Source organism: Streptomyces araujoniae (assembly GCF_050871195.1).
GTDB classification, from domain to species: Bacteria; Actinomycetota; Actinomycetes; order Streptomycetales; family Streptomycetaceae; genus Streptomyces; species Streptomyces bacillaris.
Window position 1 is genome coordinate 1,635,355 of the sequence record NZ_CP194070.1, and the last position, 23,219, is coordinate 1,658,573.

General features: G+C 74.7%; 23 protein-coding genes. 5 read left to right on the plus strand and 18 right to left on the minus strand.

The annotated features are described in order from the left end of the window. Positions 1-11 precede the first annotated feature (11 nt). The 6 genes from trpC to hisI all read right to left on the minus strand — a co-directional run bounded on the left by trpC (position 12) and on the right by hisI (position 5,011). Positions 12-821: an indole-3-glycerol phosphate synthase TrpC gene (trpC, locus tag ACQ9ZG_RS06960; RefSeq protein ID WP_026237257.1), complete on the minus strand. Its 810-nt coding sequence runs from the start codon at positions 819-821 to the stop codon at positions 12-14. A gap of 115 nt (positions 822-936) precedes the next feature. Then, positions 937-1,395, minus strand: a complete 459-nt coding sequence (locus ACQ9ZG_RS06965; protein WP_109917520.1) for a DUF2752 domain-containing protein — start codon at positions 1,393-1,395, stop codon at positions 937-939. Between the two features lie 493 nt (positions 1,396-1,888). Next, the gene (locus ACQ9ZG_RS06970) at positions 1,889-2,140 is read right to left on the minus strand and encodes an HGxxPAAW family protein (protein ID WP_028415654.1); all 252 of its coding nucleotides are present in this window, start codon (positions 2,138-2,140) and stop codon (positions 1,889-1,891) included. 142 nt (positions 2,141-2,282) lie between these two features. Beyond that, positions 2,283-3,104: a TIGR02234 family membrane protein gene (locus ACQ9ZG_RS06975; protein ID WP_499280123.1), complete on the minus strand. Its 822-nt coding sequence runs from the start codon at positions 3,102-3,104 to the stop codon at positions 2,283-2,285. A 23-nt stretch (positions 3,105-3,127) separates the two neighbouring features. Then, the gene (locus ACQ9ZG_RS06980) at positions 3,128-4,621 is read right to left on the minus strand and encodes an anthranilate synthase component I (RefSeq protein WP_028415652.1); all 1,494 of its coding nucleotides are present in this window, start codon (positions 4,619-4,621) and stop codon (positions 3,128-3,130) included. 9 nt (positions 4,622-4,630) lie between these two features. Beyond that, positions 4,631-5,011: a phosphoribosyl-AMP cyclohydrolase gene (gene hisI, locus ACQ9ZG_RS06985; RefSeq protein ID WP_018486589.1), complete on the minus strand. Its 381-nt coding sequence runs from the start codon at positions 5,009-5,011 to the stop codon at positions 4,631-4,633. 84 nt (positions 5,012-5,095) lie between these two features. Between hisI and ACQ9ZG_RS06990 the strand changes: the two genes are divergently transcribed. Further along, the gene (locus tag ACQ9ZG_RS06990; RefSeq protein ID WP_028415651.1) at positions 5,096-5,728 is read left to right on the plus strand and encodes a TIGR03085 family metal-binding protein; all 633 of its coding nucleotides are present in this window, start codon (positions 5,096-5,098) and stop codon (positions 5,726-5,728) included. 42 nt (positions 5,729-5,770) lie between these two features. Here the strand turns inward: ACQ9ZG_RS06990 and ACQ9ZG_RS06995 are convergent, their stop codons facing one another. The 11 genes from ACQ9ZG_RS06995 to hisD form a co-directional block, all read right to left on the minus strand. Further along, on the minus strand, positions 5,771-7,222 hold the full coding sequence (locus tag ACQ9ZG_RS06995; protein ID WP_499280124.1) for a PucR family transcriptional regulator: 1,452 nt from the start codon (positions 7,220-7,222) through the stop codon (positions 5,771-5,773). A 212-nt stretch (positions 7,223-7,434) separates the two neighbouring features. Next, positions 7,435-10,548, minus strand: coding sequence for a helix-turn-helix transcriptional regulator (locus ACQ9ZG_RS07000; RefSeq protein WP_499280126.1), 3,114 nt, complete (start codon positions 10,546-10,548; stop codon positions 7,435-7,437). A 166-nt stretch (positions 10,549-10,714) separates the two neighbouring features. After that, positions 10,715-11,647, minus strand: a complete 933-nt coding sequence (bdeA, locus tag ACQ9ZG_RS07005; RefSeq protein ID WP_028415648.1) for a bis(hydroxyethyl) terephthalate hydrolase — start codon at positions 11,645-11,647, stop codon at positions 10,715-10,717. A 370-nt stretch (positions 11,648-12,017) separates the two neighbouring features. Next, positions 12,018-12,773, minus strand: coding sequence for an imidazole glycerol phosphate synthase subunit HisF (hisF, locus tag ACQ9ZG_RS07010; protein WP_018486594.1), 756 nt, complete (start codon positions 12,771-12,773; stop codon positions 12,018-12,020). After that, complete coding sequence (locus tag ACQ9ZG_RS07015) at positions 12,770-13,177, minus strand: RidA family protein (RefSeq protein ID WP_028415647.1); 408 nt, start codon at positions 13,175-13,177, stop codon at positions 12,770-12,772. The genes hisF and ACQ9ZG_RS07015 overlap by 4 nt, the downstream gene beginning before the upstream one ends. Beyond that, positions 13,174-13,899 (minus strand): bifunctional 1-(5-phosphoribosyl)-5-((5-phosphoribosylamino)methylideneamino)imidazole-4-carboxamide isomerase/phosphoribosylanthranilate isomerase PriA, encoded by a 726-nt coding sequence (gene priA / locus ACQ9ZG_RS07020; RefSeq protein ID WP_109914773.1) that lies wholly within the window; start codon positions 13,897-13,899, stop codon positions 13,174-13,176. The genes ACQ9ZG_RS07015 and priA overlap by 4 nt, the downstream gene beginning before the upstream one ends. After that, entirely contained in the window at positions 13,899-14,540 is a 642-nt protein-coding gene (gene hisH, locus ACQ9ZG_RS07025; protein WP_018486597.1) for an imidazole glycerol phosphate synthase subunit HisH, read from the minus strand. Before hisH ends, priA begins: the two co-directional genes overlap by 1 nt. Positions 14,541-14,550: 10 nt before the next feature. Beyond that, complete coding sequence (locus ACQ9ZG_RS07030; RefSeq protein WP_018486598.1) at positions 14,551-14,718, minus strand: CG2302 family histidine operon protein; 168 nt, start codon at positions 14,716-14,718, stop codon at positions 14,551-14,553. Then, positions 14,715-15,311: an imidazoleglycerol-phosphate dehydratase HisB gene (gene hisB / locus ACQ9ZG_RS07035; RefSeq protein ID WP_032754196.1), complete on the minus strand. Its 597-nt coding sequence runs from the start codon at positions 15,309-15,311 to the stop codon at positions 14,715-14,717. Before hisB ends, ACQ9ZG_RS07030 begins: the two co-directional genes overlap by 4 nt. Further along, a complete protein-coding gene (locus ACQ9ZG_RS07040) occupies positions 15,308-16,438 on the minus strand; it encodes a histidinol-phosphate transaminase (RefSeq protein ID WP_109914772.1) in 1,131 nt (376 codons plus the stop codon). The genes hisB and ACQ9ZG_RS07040 overlap by 4 nt, the downstream gene beginning before the upstream one ends. Further along, the gene (hisD, locus tag ACQ9ZG_RS07045) at positions 16,435-17,757 is read right to left on the minus strand and encodes a histidinol dehydrogenase (RefSeq protein WP_028415644.1); all 1,323 of its coding nucleotides are present in this window, start codon (positions 17,755-17,757) and stop codon (positions 16,435-16,437) included. The genes ACQ9ZG_RS07040 and hisD overlap by 4 nt, the downstream gene beginning before the upstream one ends. Positions 17,758-17,953: 196 nt before the next feature. On the opposite strand from hisD, the gene ACQ9ZG_RS07050 reads away from it, so the two are divergent. The 4 genes from ACQ9ZG_RS07050 (at position 17,954) to ybaK (ending at position 22,102) form a co-directional block, all read left to right on the plus strand. Next, a complete protein-coding gene (locus ACQ9ZG_RS07050; RefSeq protein WP_028415643.1) occupies positions 17,954-19,555 on the plus strand; it encodes a hypothetical protein in 1,602 nt (533 codons plus the stop codon). A 219-nt stretch (positions 19,556-19,774) separates the two neighbouring features. Continuing rightward, the gene (locus ACQ9ZG_RS07055; protein WP_026237259.1) at positions 19,775-20,815 is read left to right on the plus strand and encodes a hypothetical protein; all 1,041 of its coding nucleotides are present in this window, start codon (positions 19,775-19,777) and stop codon (positions 20,813-20,815) included. Positions 20,816-20,820: 5 nt separating this feature from the next. Beyond that, positions 20,821-21,585: an LON peptidase substrate-binding domain-containing protein gene (locus tag ACQ9ZG_RS07060; RefSeq protein ID WP_018486604.1), complete on the plus strand. Its 765-nt coding sequence runs from the start codon at positions 20,821-20,823 to the stop codon at positions 21,583-21,585. A 16-nt stretch (positions 21,586-21,601) separates the two neighbouring features. Continuing rightward, positions 21,602-22,102, plus strand: a complete 501-nt coding sequence (gene ybaK, locus ACQ9ZG_RS07065) for a Cys-tRNA(Pro) deacylase (protein ID WP_084996072.1) — start codon at positions 21,602-21,604, stop codon at positions 22,100-22,102. 303 nt (positions 22,103-22,405) lie between these two features. On the opposite strand, the gene ACQ9ZG_RS07070 is transcribed toward ybaK, so the two are convergent. Then, on the minus strand, positions 22,406-23,194 hold the full coding sequence (locus ACQ9ZG_RS07070; protein WP_499280128.1) for an ABC transporter permease: 789 nt from the start codon (positions 23,192-23,194) through the stop codon (positions 22,406-22,408). Between the last annotated feature and the right edge of the window lie 25 nt (positions 23,195-23,219).

The following is a 23,219-nucleotide window of genomic DNA, read 5'->3' on the forward strand; positions in this document are numbered from 1 at the left end:
CGGTCTCCCGGTCAGCCGCGGCCGTGGCGGAGGGCCGGGTGGGCGCCCGCGGCGACCAGGTCGGCGACGGCGGCGCGCGGGTCGCGGCCGGTGACCAGGGACTCGCCGACCAGGACGGCGTCGGCGCCCGCGTTGGCGTACGCGATCAGGTCGTGCGGGCCCCGGACGCCGGACTCGGCGACCTTGACGATGTGGTCGGGGATCTCGGGCCCGACGCGCTCGAAGGTGGAGCGGTCGACCTTGAGGTCCTTCAGGTTGCGCGCGTTGACCCCGATGATCTTCGCCCCGGCGTCCACGGCGCGCTCCACCTCGTCCTCGTCGTGCACCTCGACGAGCGGGGTGAGCCCGATGGACTCGGCGCGCTCGATGAGGGAGACCAGGGCCTCCTGGTCCAGGGCGGCGACGATCAGCAGGGCGAGGTCGGCGCCGTACGCCCGCGCCTCCCACAGCTGGTACGAGGTGACGATGAAGTCCTTGCGCAGGACCGGGATGTCGACCTTGGCGCGGACGGCCTCCAGGTCCGCGAGCGAACCGCCGAAGCGGCGCTCCTCGGTGAGCACCGAGATGACGGACGCGCCGCCCGCCTCGTAGTCCGCGGCGAGCCCGGCGGGGTCCGCGATGGCGGCCAGGGCCCCCTTGGACGGGGACGAGCGCTTGACCTCGCAGATGACGGTGACGCCCTCGCCGCGCAGGGCGGCGACTCCGTCCTTGGCCTGGGGAGCACGGGCGGCGCGCTCCTTCAGCTCGTCGAGGCTGACGCGCGCCTGCCGCTCCGCGAGGTCGGCGCGAACGCCGTCGATGATCTCGTCGAGCACACTCACGCGAGCGGCCCCCTTCCGGGACGGTTGACGGTGAACAGGATCAGCCATACCGATGGTATCCGCAGGAGGCCCCGGGGCCCGCATCCGGCCACGCCGCGTCCCACTACCTGGGCATTCAGGGCGCCAGGGCCGAGCCGAACGGCAGATTCCGGACGACGCTGAAGACCAGGAGGAGGGTGCCGATCCCCCACCACCAGGCGGGGGCCAACCGGATCCGCAGCGGCTGTCCGCGCCAGGCCCGGACCAGCCAGAGCACCCAGACCACGGCGAAGAGGAAGTAGCCGGCGGTGGCGACCGCGTTGGCCGAAAAGGCGGCCCCGAGGTCGCCGTGGGCGAACGCGTGGGCGCTGCGGAGGCCGCCGCAGCCGGGGCAGAACGCGCCGGTCAGCTGGAGCAGCGGGCAGACGGGGTAGTGGCCGGGCTCGTTGGGGTCGACGGTCCCGACGTACGCGAAGGCTCCGGCGACGGCGGCGAGGATGCCGAGGGGGGTGGCGAGGCCCTTCCACCCCTTCCGGGGCCCTTCCGGGCCCGCGTGGCTTCCCCTCCGGCCCGTCCGGGGCCCGTCTGCCCCCACGTGGCCTTCTTCCGGGACCGTGCGACTCCCCTCCGGAGCCATGGCGCTTCCCCTCCAGCCCGTCCGGCGTTTGAGGACGGAACCGGGGCCGTGGGGGCCGGGGACCGGCGAGGAGCCTTCGCCCGTGGGGCCTGTGCGCTGCGGGCTCTCCCCCGCGAGGCTTCCGTCCTCGAACGCCGGACGGGCTGGAGGGTCGTCCCGGGTCCCGTCCTCGAACGCCGGACGGGCTGGATGGTCGCCCCCGGTCCCGTCCTGCGGCCGCAAGCCGGCTGGGTGGGGGCGGGCCGTGTCCGGGGTCGGGCAGACGGTCAGGGGCATGTTCCAGGGGCCGACGCCCTGGGGTGCGGCGTCCGGCGCCGGGTCCGGGGGGCGGGGGGCGGAAGGCGGGGGCGAGGCGTTCACCCGGTGATTGTCGCCGCTCATACGGAAAGGCGCAGCCCCACCGGGACTGCGCCTTGCTGCGTGTCGGCCGCGTGGACGGGCCGGCGGGGTGTCAGTGGGAGACCTGGGCCTCTCCGGCGCGGGCACGGGCCTCCGCCAGCTCGGCGGACTCCTTCGGCATGCCGAGACCGGCGAGCTTCATGGCGTAACCGACGACGCCACCGGCGAAGATGACGGCGACACCGGCCCAGAAGCCGAGCGGGTTGGCCGCGACCATGAAGACGCCTGCGACGCAGAAGCCGATGAAGGAGATGATGACACCGGTCCAGGCGGCCGGGGTGTGTCCGTGGCTGCTGCCCGCCATGAGTTGCTCCTTGTTGGTGTTGCGCTGTGGGTTCGCGGTGTGTCGCTGTAGCTGCCGCTCGGAGGACGGCTCGCCTCCATTGTCCCGTACGGGGAACAGGAGGTGAGCGGCGGGTCACCCCTCGGGGGTGTCCGAGCCGTGTCTAGCCGGTCGGGTCCTCGCCCCGGTCCAGCGCCTTCCACAGTTCCTCGGGCCGGTCCGGGTCCGGGGCGGTGCGGGGGGCCTTGCGGGGGCGCGGGGTGCCGTCGCGTTCGTAGCGGCCTGACATGGTGGGCCAGCGGCTGCCGTAGCGCAGGGCGAGGAGCCCGGCGAGCAGGATCAGCAGGCCTCCGGCGGCGGTGACGTACGGCCAGGCGGTGTGGGTGAGGGCGTTGATGGTGGCGGCCGTGTCACCCGTGGTGCGGGCGGCCTGCTCGTCCAGGGCGGTGCTGTCGGACGCGCCTGCCCAGGCGCTGACCGCGGCACCGAGTCCGCTGAGGGCGAGGAGGACGGCCACCGTGCGGCGGCCGACGCCCCGGACGGCGAAGACCGCGACGAGGGCGGCCAGGCCGACGATGGCCAGGGCGGCCGGGGCGCCGGTGACGTCCTGGCCGTCGGCGGTCAGCGGCAGGGCCCCGCCGCCGGTGGCCGCCAGGCCCTCGGCCCAGGTCTGGCCGGAGGCCAGCAGGACGACGGTCGCGCCCACCGCGCCCAGGAGCAGCCCGGCCGCGAGCGACCGGCGGCTGCCGCTTCCGCCGCCCGGGGAGTCGGAGGCGACACCGGGAGCCGGGGCGGCCGCGGCGCCGGAGTCCGGTGCCGGGTCCGCGCCGGGACCGGCCGTCGTTGTGGGTTCCGCCTCCGGCCCGGGAGCGGCCGTCGTTTCGGGCGCGGCTCCGGGTTCCGCCTCCGGCGCGGCCCCGGAGGGCGCTCCGGACGCGGGGTCGGCGGTGACGGCACGGGGCTGGGGTACGGGGGCGGCACTCACGTCATCCACTATCCCTCACGGCCTCACCGGTCGTGGAGCCGGTTGGCGGTATGGACGGCGCGCAGCACGGCGGCGGCCTTGTTGCGGCACTCGGTGTCCTCAGCGACCGGGTCGGAGTCGGCGACGACCCCCGCCCCGGCCTGCACGTACGCGGTGCCGTCGCGGAGGAGGGCGGTGCGGATGGCGATGGCGGTGTCGGAGTCCCCGGCGAAGTCGAGGTAGCCGACGCACCCTCCGTACAGTCCCCGGCGGCTGGGCTCCAGCTCCTCGATGATCTGCATGGCGCGGGGCTTGGGGGCGCCGGAGAGGGTGCCCGCGGGGAAGCAGGCGGTGAGGACGTCGAAGGCGGTGCGGTCCTCGGTGACGCGGCCGGTGACGGTGGAGACGATGTGCATCACGTGGGAGTAGCGCTCGATCGACATGAAGTCGACGACCTCCACGCTGCCCGGCTCGCAGACCCGGCCCAGGTCGTTGCGGCCGAGGTCGACGAGCATCAGGTGCTCGGCGCGCTCCTTGGGGTCGGCGAGCAGCTCCTCCGCGAGCGCCTGGTCCTCCTGCGGGGTGGCGCCCCGGTGCCGGGTCCCGGCGATCGGGTGGACCATCGCCCGGCCGCCCTCGACCTTGACCAGGGCCTCGGGGCTGGAGCCGACGACGTCGAACCCGTCGAAGCGGAAGAGGTACATGTACGGGGAGGGGTTGGTGGCCCGCAGCACCCGGTAGACGTCCAGGGCGCTCGCCGTGCACGGGGTCTCGAAGCGCTGCGAGGGCACGACCTGGAAGGCCTCGCCCGCGCGGATGCGCTCCTTGATGTCCTCCACCGCCTCCTGGTAGGAGGCGCCGCCCCAGAGCGCGGTGTACGGGGGCAGCTCGGAGGGGGGCAGGAGGGCGGGGGCGTTCTCGACCGGGCGGCGCAGGTCCTGCTCCATCGCGTCGAGCCGGGCGACGGCGTCCGCGTACGCCTCGTCGACGCCGGTGGAGAGGTCGTTGTGGTTGATCGCGTTGGCGATCAGCTGGACGGTGCCGTTCTGGTGGTCGAGCACGGCGAGGTCCGAGGTGAGGAGCATGGTCAGCTCCGGCAGCTTCAGGTCGTCGCCGCCGTGCTCGCCGATCTTCTCCAGGCGGCGTACGACGTCGTAGCCGAGGTAGCCGACCATGCCGCCGGTGAACGGGGGCAGCCCGGCGTCCTCGACCAGGTCGCGCGGGGTGTGCAGGGTCTCGACGGTGGCGCGCAGGGCGTCCAGCGGGTCGCCGTCGACGGGGACGCCGACGGGCGGGGTGCCGAGCCAGTGGGCCGCGCCGTCGCGGGCGGTGAGGGTGGCGGCGCTGCGTACGCCGATGAAGGAGTAGCGCGACCAGGTGCGGCCGTTCTCCGCGGACTCCAGCAGGAAGGTGCCGGGGCGCTCGGCCGCGAGCTTGCGGTAGAGGCCGACCGGGGTGTCGCCGTCCGCGAGGAGGCGGCGGCTGACGGGGACGACGCGCCGGTCGACGGCCAGCTTGCGGAAGGTGTCGAGATCCATGGCCGGACCTTAGCTGTCGAGGAGGGTGAGGACGTCGGCGTCGAAGCAGGTGCGGTCGCCGGTGTGGCAGGCGGCGCCGGTCTGGTCGACCTTGACCAGCACGGTGTCGGCGTCGCAGTCCAGGGCGACGGACTTCACCCGCTGGATGTGGCCGGAGGTGTCGCCCTTGACCCAGTACTCCTGGCGGCTGCGCGACCAGTAGGTGCAGCGGCCCGTGGTGAGGGTGCGGTGCAGCGCCTCGTCGTCCATCCAGCCGAGCATCAGCACCTCGCCGGTGTCGTACTGCTGGGCGACGGCCGGGACCAGACCGTCGGCGCCGCGCTTGAGGCGCGCGGCGATGGCGGGGTCGAGGCGGCTGGTGGGGGGCGTGGGGCCGGGCGTGCTGGTCATGGGCCCATTGTGCCGTGGTGGCGGGGGCTCTCCGGGCGGACGTCCACTGGGCGGACCCCGGGCGACGGTCGTACGCTGGCGGGCATGTCGACCCATGCGAAGCGTGAACGTCTCCTGCTGGCCGATCTGTTGGAGGCGGCCGGTCCCGAGGCACCGACCCTGTGCGAGGGCTGGAGGACCCGCGATCTCGCCGCCCATGTGGTGGTCCGGGAGCGCCGGGCGGACGCGGCGGGCGGGCTGGTGATCGGCGCGCTGAAGAGCCGGCTGGAGCGGGTGCAGGCGGAGTTCGCGGCGAAGCCGTACGAGGAGCTGATCCAGCTGGTCCGGACGGGGCCGCCCCGGTTCTCCCCGATGTCCCTCAAGCAGGTCGACGAGGCGGCGAACACGGTGGAGTTCTTCATCCACGCGGAGGACGTGCGCCGGGCCCAGCCGGACTGGTCGCGGCGCGAGCTGGACCCGGTCTTCGCGGACGTGCTGTGGTCGCGCACCGAGAAGACCGCCCGGCTGCTGGGCCGCCGCTCCCCGGTGGGGCTGGTGCTGCGCCGCCCGGACGGCCGCACGGCGGTGGCCCACAAGGGCGCCCCGGTGGTGACGGTGACCGGGGAGCCCTCGGAGCTGCTGCTGTTCGCCTTCGGGCGGCAGGACGCGGCGGATGTGCAGGTGGAGGGCGAGAAGGAGGCGGTGGACCGGCTGCACCGCTCGGAGCTGGGGATGTAGCGGGAGGTGGCGGAGCCGGGGAGGTGACCGTCCGGGGGGCTTCTACGGGCCCAGGAGCCGCCGGGCCGCCAGCGCGAGGGAGACCTCGACGGCGTCCCGGGGGCGGGTGAGGCAGCGGCCCGTGAGCTGTTCGAAGCGGCGGAGCCGGTTGAGGACGGTGTTGCGGTGGCAGTAGAGCCGCGCGGCCGCCCGCTGGGCGGAGCCGTCCGCGTCGAGCCAGGCCGTCAGGGTCTCCAGGATGACGTCCCGGTCCGCGGGGTCGAGGCGGTCCAGTGGCCCGAGCACCCGGGTGGTGAGGGCGGAGCCGAGGGCCGGCGAGGAGACGACGAGGGCGTCCGGGAGGTGCTCGTCGAGCACGACCGTGCCCCCGGAGGCCGGACAGGCCCGCAGCGCGGTCTCCGCCAGCCGCCGGGCGTCCCCGAGCGCGGCCAGCCCGTCGACGGCGGAGCCGATGCCGGCCCGGGTCCCGGCGGGGGCGTCGAGGGCCGCGGCGATGGCGTGCAGCTCGCCGGGGTCGCCCGGTCCGCCGGTGAGCCGGAGGATGGCGAACTCGGCGTCGGATCCGGTGTGCCAGAGGGGGGCGGTGGCGGGCGTGCCGGGCAGCGGGGACGTACCCGGGCGGGCGTCCGGTCCCGCGTACGGGAGAGGGGCCGCGCCCGGTGCTCCAAGGGGTCCGGTCGGCTGCTCCGGCTCCGGTCCCGGGGCGGCGCCCGGCGGGGCGGTCGGCAGGTTCAGCGGCGGCCGGACGGGCCCCTGCCGTGGTCCCGGGTGGGACTGCCGTACGGGGCCGGGGTCGCCGCGCCGTACGGAGGCCACCGCGAGCACCGCGTACCGCCCCTGTTCCGGCAGGCCGAGCATGGCCGCCGCGTCACCGAGGTCCGCGATCCGGGCGGTCCCGTCGAGCAGCGCCGCGATCACCAGCCGCTGCCGGTTCTCCCGCTGCCAGGTCAGCCGGCGCTCGGCCTGCCGGTAGGCGTCCGCGACGATGCCGCAGTGCTCGTCGACGAAGTTCCACACATCGGCGGCGACATGGACGAGCAGCCGTACGTCGTCGGGGTCGCGGCGGGCCGTCTCGTCGACCAGGTCCTGCCAGACCATCGCCCCGCCCATCCGGAAGGCGTGCAGGACGGCGTCGAGCGGGACGCCCTGTCCGGCGCGGATCTCGCCGATCCAGCGGGAGGTGCGGTGGGCGGCGTCGCGGAACTCCCTGGGCTGGAGCAGCGAGCCGACGTTGTGGCGCAGGGAGTGGTGGACCTCCTGCCAGACCTCGGACCGGTCCGCGTCGATGGCCGCCCGGTAGCCGGGCTCCTGCTCGTACAGGGCCTCCACGAGCCGGTCGGTGAGGGCCGGCAGCGAGGCGACGAGGACCCGGGCGGCCCGGTGCAGCACCTCGACGGCCTCGCGGTCGGCCAGGGAACGGAAGCGCTGGGGCAACGGCGCCGCGGGGTGCGTGCCGTGCAGCACCGCGAACCGCGGACGGACGAGCTGGGGCATGGCGGCCTCCACCGGAGATCGGCCGGCCGCGCGAGCGGCCGGCTCGGAGCACCCGGCCCGGCGGGGGGGCGGGCGCGGCCGGGCGATCCTGACGCCCGCAGAATGGCATACCGCCCGGTCGGTACCTAGGGGTCTGCGCGGAACTTGTCATCACGGTCTGGCAACCACCCGTCCACCCGCCCGTCACGGCCCCTGCGCCCTCCGCCCGCCCGTCACGGCCGCTGCGGGGTCCGCGGGGACCGGAGCGTCCGGGGGCCGAGCAGCCGGGCCAGTTCGGTGCGGGAGCGGATGGAGAGCGCGGCGAAGACGTTGCGGAGGTGGTGGTCGACCGTGCGCGGGCTGAGCGAGAGCCGGAGCGCGATCTCGCGGTTGGTGGCCCCTTCGGCGACGCAGCGGGCGATGCGCTGCTGTTGCGGGGTGAGCGCGGCGAGCACCCCGCCGCCCGTCTCCCCTGCCGCCCCGGCGACCGGCTCCCCCGCCGCCCGTAACTCCCCGCCCGCCCGCTCGGCCCAGGCGCGGGCCGAACAGCGCTGGAAGGCGACGAGCGCGTCGCGCAGCGGGGTGCGGGCCTCCCGGGTGCGGCGACGGCGGCGCAGCCACTGCCCGTACAGGAGCAGGGTGCGGGCCCGTTCGAAGTCGCCGCCCGCCCGGTCGTGGTGGGCGAGGGCTTCCGCGTACCGGGCGTCGGCCGCGTCGGCGGGGGCCAGCAGGGCGCGGCAGCGGGCGAGCTGGGCGGCGGCCTGGGGATCGGCGGTGCGCCCGGCCCAGGCGGCGAACTCGTCGATGACGGACGACAGTTGACTGCCGCTCCCACCGAGGGCGACGGCCTCGACGTAACAGGGCACGGCGAGCATCCGGACGGCGAAGTGCCCCTGCCGGGGCCCGGGGCGCACCAGCGGCCCGAGCCGGGCGGCGGCCTCCTCGGGCCGTCCGGCGGCCAGGTCGGCGCGGGCGCGTGCCCAGGTGGCGAGGGTCGCGGGCTGGGTGAGCCCGTGCGGTACGGCACCGGCCAGCGCGGCGTCGCAGTGGGCGGCACAGGCCTCGGCGGGCCCTTCGACGGAGGCGGCGAGGGCCAGGACGGCGTGGAGCCGGACGGAGCTGTTGGGCTGCCCGGTCCGCCGTGCGGCGTGCAGCCCCTCCAGGGCATGGGCGCGGGCCGCCGCGTGGAGCCCGGCCCGCAGCTCGGCGTAGGCGAGGTATTCCAGAGCCTGCGGCAGCAGCGCCTCGGGCCCCCCGGTCCGTACGGCCCCGAGCGCCCGCGCCCCGACACGGCAGGCGGCGGCCACCTCCCCGAGGACGAGCGCGGCGGCTCCGGCCCGCAGGAGCCCGGCGGGGTCGGCGGTCCGGCCCGGGCCGAGGGGCCTGCGGAGGGGATACCCCTCGGCGGCCCGGTGCGGATCGAGGGGCCGGCGGTGGAGCGGGCGCCCCTCGGCGGTCCCGTCCGGGGCGAGGCAGCGCCGGAGCAGGGCGTGGCCCTCGGCGGTCCGCCCGGCGAGCACGGCGCACATGCCCGCCCGGTAGGAGGCGAAGGCGTCGCCGTACGGGGCGGGGTCCACGCGTCCCATGGCCTCCAGGTACCCGTCCGCGTCCCCCCGCGCCCAGGCGGCTTCGGCCGCCCCGAGCAGCGCGTGGAGGGCCCGGCCGGGATCGTGCGGCGCGAGCAGCGCGGCGGCGGCCAGGAGGGCTTCGTAGGCGTCGACGGCGGGGCCCGAGCGCAGGGCGAGCAGCCCGTGGACGTAGGGGGCGAGCCCCGGCCCACCCGTCGGCGGCGGCGCGAGGCCGTGGCCCGGCCCCGTTCCCGCCGGGGCGGCCGTGCGGGCCAGCAGGGCACGGGCCCGGTCCGGGTCGCCCGCGTGGGCCGCCTGCTCGGCGGCTGCGGCGAACCGGGCCGAGCGCAGCGGCGGATCGGGGGTGAGGGCGGCGGCGCGGGCGAGGGCGGAGGAGCGTTCGGCGTGGGAGTACGGGGTGGTGGCCGCCGCCTCCAGCCGGGCGGCGAGCGCGTGGTCCGGGCCCGGCGCGGCACAGGCCCGCTGCGCGAGGGCGGCGAGCGCTCCGGCCCGCCCGCCCGCCTCCCCCAGCAGCGCGGCGAGCAGTTCGTGGGCGGCGCGGCGGCGGGCCGGAGGCGTGTGGTGCAGGACCGCGCGGGCGGCCAGGGGCGGGCTGAAGTGGACCCGGCTCCCCGCCCGTCGCAGCAGCCCCTCGGTCGCGGCGGAACCGGGCAGGGCGTCGTCCAGGAAGGCGCGGGGCAGCCCGGCCCGGGTGCCGGCGCGCAGCAGGAGCAACGCGTCCGCCCCCGCGCCGACGGGCTCGTGCTCCTGGGCCGCGGCCGCCAGCAGGAGCAGGGCCCGGGCGGGCGCCTGGAGTGCGTCCAGCCGGTACGCGTACGCCTCCAGCACGCCTTCGGCCCCGGGCAGCGGGCAGGGCAGCGGGGTGCGGCCGGTGAGCTGGCCGGGGGTGAGGCGTCCGAGGAGCCCGGCGAGAAGGCGGGGATTCCCCGCCGCCTCCCGCAGCAGTTCGGCACGGACGACCGGGTCGAGCGGGCCCGTGGCGACTCCGGCTCCGATCCCGACTCCCGCCCCGGCCCCGGCTCCCGCCCCGATCCCGACTCCGACCCCGGCTCCCGCTCCGGCTCCGCTCCCGGCCCCAACTCCGGCTCCCGCTCCGGCCAGCCGGTCCAGAAGCGCGGCCGACGCGTCCTCGTCCAGCGGGCCGAGACGGCGGGTGGGCAGCCCGGCGAAGGCGGAGCCCTCGTCGGCCGCGATGAGGACGGCGAGCCCACTGCCCGGACCGAGGCGGCGGGCCGCGGCGGCGAGGGCGGTACGGGAGGCCGGGTCCCAGAGGTGCGCGTCGTCGGCGCAGACCAGGAGCGGTCGGCCGGTGCTCCCGTCCCTGAGCCGGGCGAGCAGTTCCTCGGGGGTGAGGGGGCCGGCGGTGTGGGGCTCGGGCGCCGGGACCGGCAGGGTGCGGTCGGCAGCTGCGGTGTGGAGGGCGCGCGCGGCCTGGTCGGCCGGGGCAGTGGGGTCGACCGGCCCGGCGAGGTGGGCCGAGGCGGCACCGTCGGGCCAGGCGGTGGCTCTGGTGGTGGCAGTGGCGGCAGCACCGGGCCCGGCGGCCGACGCCGTCGCGTACAGCACCGGCCCCCGCGAGCGATGCGCGGCCACCGCCTCGCGCAGCAGCGCCGTACGGCCGAGGCCCGGCGGTGCCGCCAGCACGAGCGCACCGCCGTCACCCTGCCACAGCCGGGCCAACAGCCCCTGGATGATGGCAAGTTCACCGCCGCGGCCGTACAGCCGGTGCGGACTGCGCACGGTCGTCGATGAGGTCACGTCGGCACCGTACGGTCGCCCGGACGACCGTGGAAGGCACGCGTCCGGTCACCCCGTCCGAGCGGTGCGGACTCCCAGCCGGACGGCTCCGGCGCTGTGCGCGGGCACAGCGCCGGAGCCCGGGTCCGGGCGGGGGCCTCGGCCGGAGCCGCCGGAAGGGGCCGTTCTACGACGTGTGCGGGCAGGTGCCCCGGTACTCCGCGATGGTGAGGCTCGGCCGGGGGATCGGGCAGAGGAACTGCTCGTAGCGGGTGTCACTGTCGATGAAGCGCTTCAGCCACGAAAGGCTGTACTTCGCGATCGTGGTGTTGGACGAGTTCGGCGTGAAGTGCGAGGCGCCGCGCAGCTCCAGGTACGCCTTGTCCAGCGAGCCGGGCAGCGACTCGTAGAACGGCTTCGAGTGGGTGGCGACCGGCGCGACCGTGTCCCCGTCCGCGCCCACCACCAGGGTGGGCGTGCGCAGTTCGGGCCAGGTCTTGTCGGTGTTCCAGCCGGTCAGCGGGATCGCCGCCTTCAGGGACGTACGGCTCTTGGCGGCTTCGAGGGAGCCACCGCCGCCCATCGAGTGGCCCATCACGCCCAGCCGGGTCGCGTCGACCCGGGTCCGTACCGAACTGCGCTGGGTCAGGTAGTCCAGCGCGGACAGGAGCTGACGGCCCCGGCTGTCCGGCTGGTCGAGCGTGGTGTTGGTGTCGATGGTGAAGACCACGAACCCTTGGGACGCCAGGCGCGGGCCGAGCCAGGCAATGGAGGACTGGTAGGCGGTGAAGCCGGGCGAGATGACGACCGCGCCGAAGGTGCCGTCGGCGGTGGAGGTCGGGTAGTAGATGGTGCCGCCGCCGAAGCCGCTCACGAGGAGCGAGGAGACGGAGGTCTGGGAGGTGGCGTACGGGCCGCGGGTCGCCTCGATGGAGGCGTTGGTGGGGGCCGGGCCGCGCTCGTAGGGGTTGGCGGCGGCAGTGGTCGCCTGGGCGCCGGGGGCCAGGGCGGTCAGCAGGAGACCGGTGGCGGCCGCGGCGGCGGTCAGCAGGCCCGTCAGCGTACGGGGGCGGCTCGGGCTCGGGGCCGGCCTGCGTGCGGGGAGGAGGCGCTGGGGCACGGGGGGATCCTCTCGGTGGGGGCGGGAACCACACCACGCGAGGCCCGGGGCCCGTCGTCCGGGGGCCGCCGGGCGCATCGCGTGGCTGCCGTCGGGGTTCGTCGGCGGTCGCCACTCTCACCGTGCGGCCCGTGAACGCGCATCGGCGGTATCACCGGTCTTGACGGACCGGTGATACCGCCGAAAGGTTCCGGCGGACCGCGACGACACGGCCGAGAGGCCTCGCCGGACCACGACCACGCCTGCCGGGAAGGTCCCGCCGGGAAGCCTCAGCGGACCACGACCACACCCGCCGGGAAAGTCCCGCCGGACCACGACCACACCCGCCGGGAAAGTCCCGCCGGACCACGACCACACCCGCCGGGAAGCCTCAGCGGACCGGGTGTCCCGCCTCCCGCAGCGCGTCTTTGACCTCGGAGATCCGCAGGTCACCGAAGTGGAACACCGACGCGGCGAGCACCGCGTCCGCGCCCGCCTCGATGGCCGGGGCGAAGTCGGCGAGGCGGCCCGCGCCGCCGGAGGCGATGACGGGGACGGTGACGTGCTTGCGTACCGCCTCGATCATCTCGGTGTCGTACCCGTCCTTCGTGCCGTCCGCGTCCATCGAGTTGAGCAGGATCTCGCCCGCGCCCAGCTCGGCGGCCCGGTGGGCCCACTCGACGGCGTCGATGCCGGTGCCCTTGCGTCCGCCGTGGGTGGTGACCTCGAAGGTGCCCTCCGGGGTGCGGCGGGCGTCGACCGAGAGCACCAGGACCTGGCGGCCGAAGCGTTCCGCGATCTCGCGGATGAGGTCGGGGCGGGCGATGGCGGCGGTGTTGACGCCGACCTTGTCCGCCCCCGCGCGCAGCAGCTTGTCCACGTCGTCGGGGGTGCGGACGCCGCCGCCGACCGTGAGCGGGATGAAGACCTGCTCGGCGGTGCGGCGGACCACGTCGTACGTCGTCTCGCGGTCGCCGCTGGAGGCGGTGATGTCGAGGAAGGTCAGCTCGTCGGCGCCCTCGGCGTCGTACAGCTTCGCCATCTCGACGGGGTCGCCCGCGTCGCGCAGGTTCTGGAAGTTGACGCCCTTGACGACCCGGCCGTTGTCGACGTCCAGGCAGGGGATGACCCGTACGGCCAGGGTCACTTCGCACCTCCTCGGTAGGCCTCGACCTCGACCTCGACGACCAGGCTCGGGTCGACGAACCCGGACACGATGAGCATCGTGGCGACCGGGCGTACGGCGTCGAACAGCTCCTTGTGGGCGCGGCCGACCTCGTCCACGTCCCGGGCGTGGGTGATGTACATCCGCGTACGGACGACGTCCTCGCGGCCCAGGCCCACCTGTTCCAGCGCGGCGAAGGCGACGTCGAAGGAGGTGATGGCCTGCTCGTACGGGGAGCCGGCGGCGATCTGGCCGTTCACCACGGAGGTGCAGCCGGCCACCAGGACGAGGCCGCCCGGGAGTTCGACCGCGCGGGAGTAGCCGAACTTCTCCTCCCAGGGCGCGCCGGTGGAGATCCGGCGCACGGCGGACGAGGCGTCCGTCATACGGCGACCGCCTTCAGCGCCTCTTCCAGCGTGAACGCCTTCGCGTACAGCGCCTTGCCGACGATCGCGCCCTCGACGCCTTCGGGGACGAGGAGGGAGATCGCCCGCAGGTCGTCCAGGGACGAGACGCCGCCGGAGGCGACGACCGGGCGGTCGGTGACCGCGCAGACGTCGCGCAGGAGGCCCAGGTTGGGGCCTTCCAGGGTGCCGTCCTTGGCGATGTCCGTGACGACGTACCGGGCGCAGCCCTCGGCGTCGAGGCGGGCGAGGGTCTCGTAGAGGTCGCCTCCGTCGCGGGTCCAGCCGCGGCCGCGCAGGGTGGTGCCCCGGACGTCCAGGCCGACGGCGATCCTGTCGCCGTGCTCGGCGATGATCTTGGCGACCCACTCCGGGGACTCCAGGGCGGCGGTGCCGAGGTTGACGCGGCGGCAGCCGGTGGCGAGGGCGGCCTCCAGGGAGGCGTCGTCGCGGATGCCGCCGGACAGCTCGACCTTGATGTCCATGGCGCCGGTGACCTCGGAGATCACGTCCCGGTTGTCCCCGGTGCCGAAGGCGGCGTCCAGGTCGACGAGGTGCAGCCACTCGGCCCCGGCCGACTGCCAGGCGAGGGCGGCGTCCAGCGGGGAGCCGTAGGAGGTCTCGGAGCCGGACTCGCCGTGGACGAGGCGGACGGCCTGGCCGTCGCGGACGTCGACGGCGGGGAGCAGTTCAAGCTTCGGCATTACAGCGTCTCGATCCAGTTGGTCAGCAGCTGGGCGCCGGCATCGCCGGACTTCTCGGGGTGGAACTGGGTGGCCCAGAGCGCGCCGTTCTCCACGGCGGCCACGAACCGTTCGCCGTGCGTGGCCCAAGTGACCTTGGGGGCACGGATCTTGGCGTTGGTGATCTCCAGGGACCAGTCGTGCGCCGCGTAGGAGTGCACGAAGTAGAAGCGGGCCTCGGGGTCCAGGCCCGCGAAGAGCCGGGAGTCCCCGGGGGCCTCCACCGTGTTCCACCCCATGTGCGGGACGACGTCGGCCTTCAGAGGGCCGACCGTACCGGGCCATTCGTCCAGGCCCTCGGTCTCCACGCCGTGCTCGATGCCCTTCTCGAAGAGGATCTGCATCCCGACGCAGATCCCCATCACGGGGCGGCCGCCGGAGAGCCTGCGGCCGATGATCCAGTCGCCGCGGGCCCGCTTCAGCCCGTCCATGCAGGCGGAGAAGGCGCCGACGCCGGGGACGAGCAGCCCGTCGGCGGCCATCGCGCGGTCGAAGTCGCGGGTGATCTCGACGTCGGCGCCGACGTGGGCGAGGGCGCGCTCGGCGGAGCGGACGTTGCCGAAGCCGTAGTCGAAGACGACGACCTTCTTGGTGTCAGTCATGGTCTGTCCCTCAGTCCCACAGGCCCTGGATCCGCAGGATGCCCGCCACCAGGCACATCACGGAGCCGATGGACAGCAGCACGATGACGCCCTTGGGCATCCCCTGCTTCGAGAAGGAGTAGACGCCACCGGCCAGGAAGAGGCCGACGACGATCAGGAGGGTGCTGAGGCCGGTCACAGGGCGCCCTTCGTGGAGGGCAGGATGCCGGCGGCGCGCGGGTCGCGCTCGGAGGCGTACCGCAGGGCGCGGGCGAGCGCCTTGAACTGGCACTCCACGATGTGGTGGGCGTTGCGCCCGTACGGGACGTGGATGTGCAGGGCCACCTGGGCCTGGGCGACGAAGGACTCGAAGATGTGCCGGGTCATCGTCGTGTCGTAGGTCCCGATCATCGGGGCCATGTTCTCGGGCTCGGTGTGGACCAGGTAGGGGCGGCCGGAGAGGTCGACGGTGACCTGGGCGAGCGACTCGTCCAGCGGGACGGTGCAGTTGCCGAAGCGGTAGATGCCGACCTTGTCGCCGAGGGCCTGCTTGAAGGCGGCGCCGAGCGCGAGGGCGGTGTCCTCGATGGTGTGGTGGGTGTCGATGTGCAGGTCGCCCTCGGTCTTGACGGTGAGGTCGAAGAGGCCGTGGCGGCCGAGCTGGTCGAGCATGTGGTCGTAGAAGCCGACCCCGGTGGCGACATCGACCTTTCCGCTGCCGTCGAGGTTGATCTCGACGAGCACGGACGTTTCCTTGGTGGTGCGTTCCACGCGGCCTACGCGGGGGCTCATGCGTCGTGCTCCTTCTTGAGTTCGCGTACCGCATCGAGGAACGCGTCGTTCTCGGCCGGGGTTCCTGCGGTGACCCGCAGCCATCCCGGTACGCCGTTGTCCCGGACCAGGACGCCCCGGTCGAGGATCCGCTGCCAGACGGCGTGGCTGTCGTCGAAGCGGCCGAACTGGACGAAGTTGGCGTCCGACTCGGTGACCTCGTAGCCGATGGCCCGCAGCTCGGCCACCAGCCGGTCGCGCTCGCTCTTGAGCTGCGCGACGTACCCCAGCAGCGTATCGGTGTGCTCCAGGGCGGCGAGCGCGGTGGCCTGGGTGACGGAGGAGAGGTGGTACGGCAGCCGCACCAGCTGGACCGCGTCGACCACGGCCGGGTCGGCGGCGAGGTAGCCCAGGCGCAGCCCGGCCGCGCCGAACGCCTTGGACATGGTCCGCGAGACGATCAGGTTGCGGCGGCCCTCGATCAGCGGGAGCAGCGAGGGGCGGTGGCTGAACTCTCCGTACGCCTCGTCGACGACGACGATCGACGGACCGGCGGCCTGTGCGGCGTCGTGGAGGGCGAGGACGGTCTCGGCGTCGACGGCGGTGCCGGTGGGGTTGTTGGGCGAGGTGATGAAGACGACCTCGGGGCGGCGCTCGGCGATGGCGGTGCGGGCGGCCGCCACGTCGATGGTGAAGTCCTCGCCGCGCGGGCCGGAGATCCAGCCGGTGCCGGTGCCCCGGGAGATCAGGGCGTGCATCGAGTACGAGGGTTCGAAGCCGATCGCGGTGCGGCCGGGCCCGCCGAAGGTCTGGAGCAGCTGCTGGAGGACCTCGTTGGAGCCGTTGGCGGCCCAGACGTTGGCCGCCGTCACCCGGTGCCCGGCGGTGCGGGTGAGGTAGCGGGCCAGCTCGGTGCGGAGCTCCACCGCGTCCCGGTCGGGGTAGCGGTTGAGGTCGCGGGCGGCCTCGCGGACCCGCTCCGCGATCCGGTCGACCAGGGCCTCGGGGAGCGGATACGGATTCTCGTTGGTGTTGAGGCGTACGGGGACGTCGAGCTGGGGGGCTCCGTACGGGGACTTGCCCCGCAGCTCGTCCCGGATGGGGAGTTCGTCCCAGGGGTTGCGGGGGGTGGTGCCGGCGTTCGTCACTGCTGGGGGACCTTCCATCCGAACCGTGCCTTCAGCGCCGCGCCGTGGGCGGGGAGGTCCTCCGCCTCGGCGAGGGTCACGACGTGGTGGGTGACCTCGGCGAGCGCGTCGCGGCTGTAGTCGACGATGTGGATGCCGCGCAGGAAGGACTGCACGGACAGGCCCGAGGAGTGGCAGGCGCAGCCGCCGGTGGGCAGGACGTGGTTGGAGCCGGCGCAGTAGTCGCCCAGGGAGACGGGGGCCCAGGGGCCGACGAAGATCGCTCCGGCGTTGCGGACCCGGTCGGCGACGGCGGCGGCGTCGGCGGTCTGGATCTCCAGGTGCTCGGCACCGTACGCGTCGACGACCTTGAGGCCGTCCTCCACCGAGGAGACCAGGACGATCGCGGACTGGCGGCCGGCGAGCGCGGGCTCGATGCGGTCGGTGACGTGCTTGGTGGCGGCGACCTGGGGGACCAGCTCGGCCTCGGTGGCGGCGGCCAGCTCCGCGGAGTCGGTGACCAGGACGGCGGCGGCCATCGGGTCGTGCTCGGCCTGGCTGATCAGGTCGGCGGCGACGTGCACCGGGTCGGCGGTGGCGTCGGCGAGGATGGCGATCTCGGTGGGCCCGGCCTCGGCGTCGATGCCGATGCGGCCCTTGAGGAGGCGCTTGGCGGCGGCGACGTAGATGTTGCCGGGGCCGGTGACCAGGTTGACCGGGGCGCAGTCCTCGGTGCCGTACGCGAACATCGCGACGGCCTGGGCGCCCCCGGCCGCGTACACCTCGTCCACGCCGAGCAGGGCGCAGGCGGCGAGGATCGTGGGGTGCGGGAGGCCGTCGAAGTCCTTCTGCGGCGGGGAGGCCACGGCGACGCCCTCGACGCCCGCCTCCTGGGCCGGGACGACGTTCATCACGACGGAGGAGGGGTAGACCGAGCGGCCGCCGGGGACGTAGAGCCCGACGCGCTCGACGGGGACCCACTTCTCGGTGACGGTGCCGCCGGGGACGACCTGGGTGGTGTGCGTGGTGCGGCGCTGCTCGCGGTGGACGAGGCGGGCGCGGCGGATCGACTCCTCCAGGGCCGCGCGGACGGCCGGGTCCAGCTCCTCCAGGGCCTTCGTCAGCGCCTCGGCGGGCACCCGGACCGACGAGATCCGGACACCGTCGAGCTTCTCCCCCCACTCGATCACTGCCGCGGAGCCACGATGGCGTACGTCCTCGCAGATGGGCCGCACCGTCTCCAGGGCGGCTTCCACGTCGAACTCGGCACGGGGCAGCAGGTCGCGCAGGGCAGCACCCTCGGGGAGGGCGTCGCCGCGCAGATCGATTCGAGAGATCACCCCGCAATTCTCGCAGACCGCTCCGGACGCCCGGTCGCCCGTATCACTGGCTGATACATGGGTCGCCCGTATCTCCGGCTGATACGTGTCTCGGCCAACTCCGGCCGCACCTGTTGTCACTGCTGACCAAGAGCTTTCACGCCGTTACGCAACGGGCAGAACAGCACTACAGCATGTGTGCACGGAGGGAGCGGCCGTGACCGAGCCGCACGAAGGCGACATCCCGGACGGCCTCAGCGCAGCGGAGCTGGGCATGTGGCAGTCCTTCCGCAACGGGACCACCTACGACTTACGCACCTACGACCCCACCCGCAACGATCCGTTCACCCGGCACGTCTGGGGGCCCGAGCGGAGTGTCGGCGCCCGGACGGTGGCGCGGCTGCTGCTGAGCGGGCCGCCGCCGCGGCCGGGCCGGGTGGCGGCGCTCAAGCTCCGGGGGGTGCGGATCACCGGGAAGCTGGACCTGGCGGGCGGGCGGGTCTCGCCGTACGTGGAGCTGACGGGGTGCCGGTTCGAGCAGGAGGTGGTGCTGCCGGAGTGCCACTTCACGACGTTGCGGATGGTGGGGTGCCTGCTGCCCCGGCTGGAGGCGGCCCGGCTGCACACGGAGGGCGACCTGCATCTGCCGCGCTGCCGGATCGACCGGGGAATCCGGCTCACCGACGCCCAGATCGGCACCGACCTGCTGATCAACCAGTTGAGCGTGGGGCCCGACCGGCGCGGCAGGGCGTTCGTCGGGGACGGCATGTCGGTGGCCCAGGACCTCCAGGCCGAGATGATCGAGACGCACGGGGAGCTGAGCCTGCGCGGGGCGAAGGTGGGCGGTTCGCTGAGCCTGCGCGGCAGCCATCTGCGGGCGGCGGAGGAGCGGCGCGCGCTGAACGCCCCGCAGCTGACGGTGGAGCGCACGCTCTACATGACCGAGGCGTGGGTGAGCGTCGAGACGGGGAACCAGGGCACGACTCCCCCGTACGGCGTGGTCTACGCCCCGACACCGGCGCGCGGGACCCGGTCGCAGATCTTCGAGTGCAAGGGCGGGGTGCGGCTGGACGACGGGCGGTTCGGGGACGCGGTGGACCTGCACAAGGCCCGGTTCGCGATGACCCGGCAGGAGGAGCTGTCGCTGCGCCGGATCGTCACGCCGGAGCTGCGGTTCAACGCGGAGCGCCCGGAGGAGGGGCGGGTCGTGCTGAACGGGGCGAAGGTGGTGACCCTGATCGACCTGTCCACCAGCTGGCCGGGCCCCGGCGGTCTGGCGATGGGCGGTTTCGTCTACGAGAACCTCGTCCCGTACGGCCACTTCCCGCTCTCGCGGCGACTGGAGTGGGTGTCGGCGGCGACCCCGGAGTACGTCCCCGAGCCGTACGAGCGCCTCGCGACGGTGCTGCGCGGCAGCGGCGAGGACGCGGACGCGCGGGAGGTGCTGCTGGCCAAGCAGCGCCGCCGCCGGGAGACGCTGCCGCCGGCCGCGAAGGCGTGGGGGTTCCTCCAGGACTGGGCGGTGGCGTACGGGTACCGGCCTGGGCGGGCGCTGGTGTGGATGGCGGTGCTGTGGGCGGCGGGGACGGCGGCGTTCTCGCGGTGCGAACCGGCGCCGATCAAGGACGACGAGTCGCCGCTGTGGAATCCGGCGCTCTACGCGCTGGACCTTCTGATCCCGGTGATCAATCTCGGCCAGGACGGCTACTGGCGGATGGAGGGCGGCTGGCAGTGGGCGGCGGCCGGTCTGGTGCTGGTGGGGTGGATATTGGCCACGACGGTGGCCGCGGGGGCCTCGCGGCTGCTGCGCCGGGGGTGACGGGAGAGGCCGGACGGACGGCTCGGGGCGCCCGGGACCGGGGCGCCGGAGGGGTTCGGGAGCGGCCTCGCCCAGGGCCCGGCGGTGACCTCCAGGTCACATTCAAGCCACCCCCGCACCTTTCCTTTGCTCTTTCTTGACCCGCTCCGGTACAACCCATCCACTCGGCACAGAAGCTTCACAGCGCCCCCCTGGCGCGGCCCTCACCAGCGCTTTTCAATGGTCTGCACCATGGCCTTCCTTCGCGCTCTCATCAGCACCGCGCGCATGCTCCGGCACAGCCCTCCGCTGTCGGCCGGACTGCCCGCGGACGACGCCGTGCTGCTCGACGCCCCCGACGAGCGGCTCTCCCCGGCGCTGGTGGCGGCCGCCCTCGGCGACCACGGACCGGCCGCCGCACTCCTCTCCGCCACGCGGGACGCCGCCGACTGGGAGAACCGCGACCGCTATCTCGGGCGGCTCACCACCTTCGCCCGCCACCGGGACGGCTGGCTCACCGACTGGCTGGCCGCCGCCCCGCGCGACCCCGACGCCCTGCTGGTCAAGGCGGAGCTGGCGGTCCGCCGGGCCTGGGAGTCGCCCGCCCGCGCCGAGCGGCTGCACGAGGTGGGCCCGCTGATCACGGCCGCCGCCGAGGCGGACCCGCGCGACCCGGTGCCCTGGCGGCTCGCCCTGGACCACGCCCGGGGCAGCCACGCCACGCACACCGCCTTCGAGTCGCTGTGGGAGCAGGCGGTACGGCGCTCCGCGCACCACTACGGCTGCCATGTGGCGGCGCTCCGCTACCTCTCCGCCGCCTGGTACGGCTCGCACCGCGAGTGCTTCGACTTCGCCGAGCGGGCCGCGGAGGACGCCCTGCCCGACTCCCTGGTGCAGGCCCTGCCGGTGCGGGCCGCCTTCGCCCTGCTCCTGGACACCCAGGCACTCGGCCGCACCACCTCCGTACTGGAGGACCGGATCGACGCGGCGGCGGACACCGCCATCCGGCTGTCGGCCGCCTACCGGCCCGGCGACCCGTGGCCCGCCGAGGTCCGCAACCTCCTCACCTACGTGCTCCTCGCCCGGGGCCGCTGGGCCGAGGCGCTGGACCAGTTCACGCTGATCGGGCAGCACGCGACGTCGTTCCCGTGGTCCTCGGTCTCCGACGACGCCCTGGGCCGGTTCCTCGACGCGCGGGACGGCGCACGGCTCCAGGTGGCCTCCGCGACCCCCTTGCGCGACCGGGCCGGCCGCGGACGGCCGCGCGGCCATTACGCTTGAGCGTTGTGACCACCGCCCGTCTTCCCCTTTTCCCGCTCAACGTGGTGCTGTTCCCCGGCCTCGTCCTGCCGCTCAACGTCTTCGAGGAGCGGTATCGCGCCATGATGCGGGAGCTGCTGAAGAGCGACGAGGACGAACCTCGCCGCTTCGTCGTGGTCGCGATCCGCGACGGCCGCGAGACCGCCGTGACGGGCACCGGCATGCCGGACCCCGTCGCCTCCCCGCCCCCCGCCGAGCGCGCCCCCGCCGAGGGCTTCGGCCCCGACCCGATCCAGACCTTCCACCGGGTGGGCTGCGTGGCCGACGCGGCGACCATCCGGGAGCGCGCGGACGGCAGCTTCGAGATCCTGGCCACCGGCACCACCCGGGTACGGCTCCTCTCGGTCGACACGAGCGGCCCGTATCTGACCGCCGAGGTCGAGGAGGTCACCGAGGAGCCGCCCGCCGAGGACGAGGCGGACGAGGCCGGTGCGCTCGCGGAGGGCGTCCTGCGGGCGTTCCGCGCGTACCAGAAGCGGCTGGCCGGGGCGAGCGAACGCTCGCTCTCCACCGGCTCCGACCTGCCCGACGACCCCTCCGTCGTCTCCTACCTGGTCGCGGCGGCCACCGTCCTGGACACCCCCACCAAGCAGCGCCTCCTCCAGGCCCCGGACACCGCGACCCGGCTCCGCGAGGAGCTGACGCTGCTGCGCCGGGAGACCGCGGTCATCCGCCACCTCCCGTCGCTGCCCGCACCGGATCTGACCCGCGCCCCGACCCACCCCAACTGAACAAGGACCCCTCCCGGTGGCGAAGAAGCCGAAGAAACAGTCGGGCGGCACCCCCGCCACGGTCGCCCTGACCGCGGCGGGCACCGCCTTCACGGTCCACGCCTACGACCACGACCCGTCCTCCCCCTCCTACGGCGAGGAGGCCGCCGAGGCCCTGGGCGTCTCCCCCGACCGGGTCTTCAAGACCCTGGTCGCCGACGTCGACGGCGAACTGACGGTCGCGGTCGTCCCCGTGGCCGGCTCCCTGGACCTCAAGGCCCTGGCCGCAGCGGTCGGCGGCAAACGCGCCACGATGGCGGACCCGGCGGCGGCGGAACGCACCACGGGCTACGTCCGCGGCGGCATCTCCCCCCTGGGCCAGCGCAAACGCCTCCGCACGGTCCTGGACGCCTCCGCCCGCGCCCACGCCACGATCTGCGTCTCGGCGGGGCGCCGGGGGCTGGAGGTGGAGCTGTCGGCGGAGGACCTGGCGGGACTGACGGGGGCGGTGTTCGCGGAGATCGGGCGGACGGCATAGCCCAGGGCCACCCGGGGGCGCCGCCCCCGATCCCCCGTTCCTCAATCGCCGGAGGGGCTGGATTTTCCAGCCCGCCCGGCGATTGAGGGCGCCTTTCAGCCCCTCCGGCGCTTGAGGAGCGGGGTCCGGGGCAGCGCCCCGAAAATCCAGCCGACGTTTGAGGGCAGAACGGGGCCCGGGGCGGCACCCCGAAAATCCAGCCCGCCCGGCGTTTGAGGGCAGAGCGGGGCCCGGGGCAGCGCCCCGGTTCCGGGAAGGGGCGGGTAGGGGAAACAGCCCGCCGCAGGCGCCCCACCCGCACCGCTACGACGCCCCCGAGCCCCCCGGCGTCCCCGGCGCAGGCCCGGAACCGGGTCCGGGGCCAGGACCGGGCTCGGTCCACGGCCCGGCAGCCGGCTTCGGGGCCCCGGGGTCCTCCCCCGGCCCCCCGTAGTACGACGACCACCCCGGCCCCGCCCACTCCGGCTCCGGCTCCCGCGGCCCGAACGCCGCCGTCAGCAGCAGATGCAGGCCCAGCGCCACGAACGGCCACACCAGCACCGCCACCACCACCGCGTGCAGCTCCAGCGGAGCGTCGAACACGACCCCCTCGCCGGCCTCCCGGGCCCGGGCCACCACGTCGGAGGACGGACCCAGCCAGACCCCCACCCGCCAGGCCAGCAGCGACCCGAGCACCCCGCCCAGAGCGAGACCCACCACCACGAGGACGCCCCCGCGCCGCAGCCGCCAGAAGACGGCCGCCGCCGAGAGCGCGCCGAACCCGGCCGCCAGCAGCACGAACGTTCCGTCGGCCCCGATCGCCTCCTCGCCCTCGCTGTTCTCCAGGAAGACGGCGCTGCCGTCGGAGACCAGCGGGACCCGGGGCGCGATCCAGAGCCACAGCAGCCCGAGCGCGATCCCGGCGAGCGCCACCAGCGCGACGACCACGGCGGCCTGACGCAGCTCCGTCGCCGTGTCCGGGTCGTCGGGCGAACCGGACGCGGGCACGGTCGCGAGATGGGAGCCCGAGGGCGGGGCCTGCCACGGATCGTGGGGGTTCGGCTGGTGAGGCGGCGTCAGAGGTGCGGTCACCGTGCCATCGTGCCAGGCCACCCTGTGCGGCGCCTCACCGGATGCC

Excerpts from the sequence above, each read along its gene's own strand:
- ACQ9ZG_RS06970 (WP_028415654.1), bottom strand. The coding sequence starts at position 2,140 with ATGGCGGGCAGCAGCCACGGACACACCCCGGCCGCCTGGACCGGTGTC.
- ACQ9ZG_RS06980 (WP_028415652.1), bottom strand. The coding sequence starts at position 4,621 with ATGGATCTCGACACCTTCCGCAAGCTGGCCGTCGACCGGCGCGTCGTC.
- hisI (WP_018486589.1), bottom strand. The coding sequence starts at position 5,011 with ATGACCAGCACGCCCGGCCCCACGCCCCCCACCAGCCGCCTCGACCCC.
- ACQ9ZG_RS06990 (WP_028415651.1), top strand. The coding sequence starts at position 5,096 with ATGTCGACCCATGCGAAGCGTGAACGTCTCCTGCTGGCCGATCTGTTG.
- ACQ9ZG_RS06995 (WP_499280124.1), bottom strand. The coding sequence starts at position 7,222 with ATGCCCCAGCTCGTCCGTCCGCGGTTCGCGGTGCTGCACGGCACGCAC.
- ACQ9ZG_RS07015 (WP_028415647.1), bottom strand. The coding sequence starts at position 13,177 with ATGACGGACGCCTCGTCCGCCGTGCGCCGGATCTCCACCGGCGCGCCC.
- priA (WP_109914773.1), bottom strand. The coding sequence starts at position 13,899 with ATGCCGAAGCTTGAACTGCTCCCCGCCGTCGACGTCCGCGACGGCCAG.
- hisH (WP_018486597.1), bottom strand. The coding sequence starts at position 14,540 with ATGACTGACACCAAGAAGGTCGTCGTCTTCGACTACGGCTTCGGCAAC.
- hisB (WP_032754196.1), bottom strand. The coding sequence starts at position 15,311 with ATGAGCCCCCGCGTAGGCCGCGTGGAACGCACCACCAAGGAAACGTCC.
- ACQ9ZG_RS07055 (WP_026237259.1), top strand. The coding sequence starts at position 19,775 with ATGGTCTGCACCATGGCCTTCCTTCGCGCTCTCATCAGCACCGCGCGC.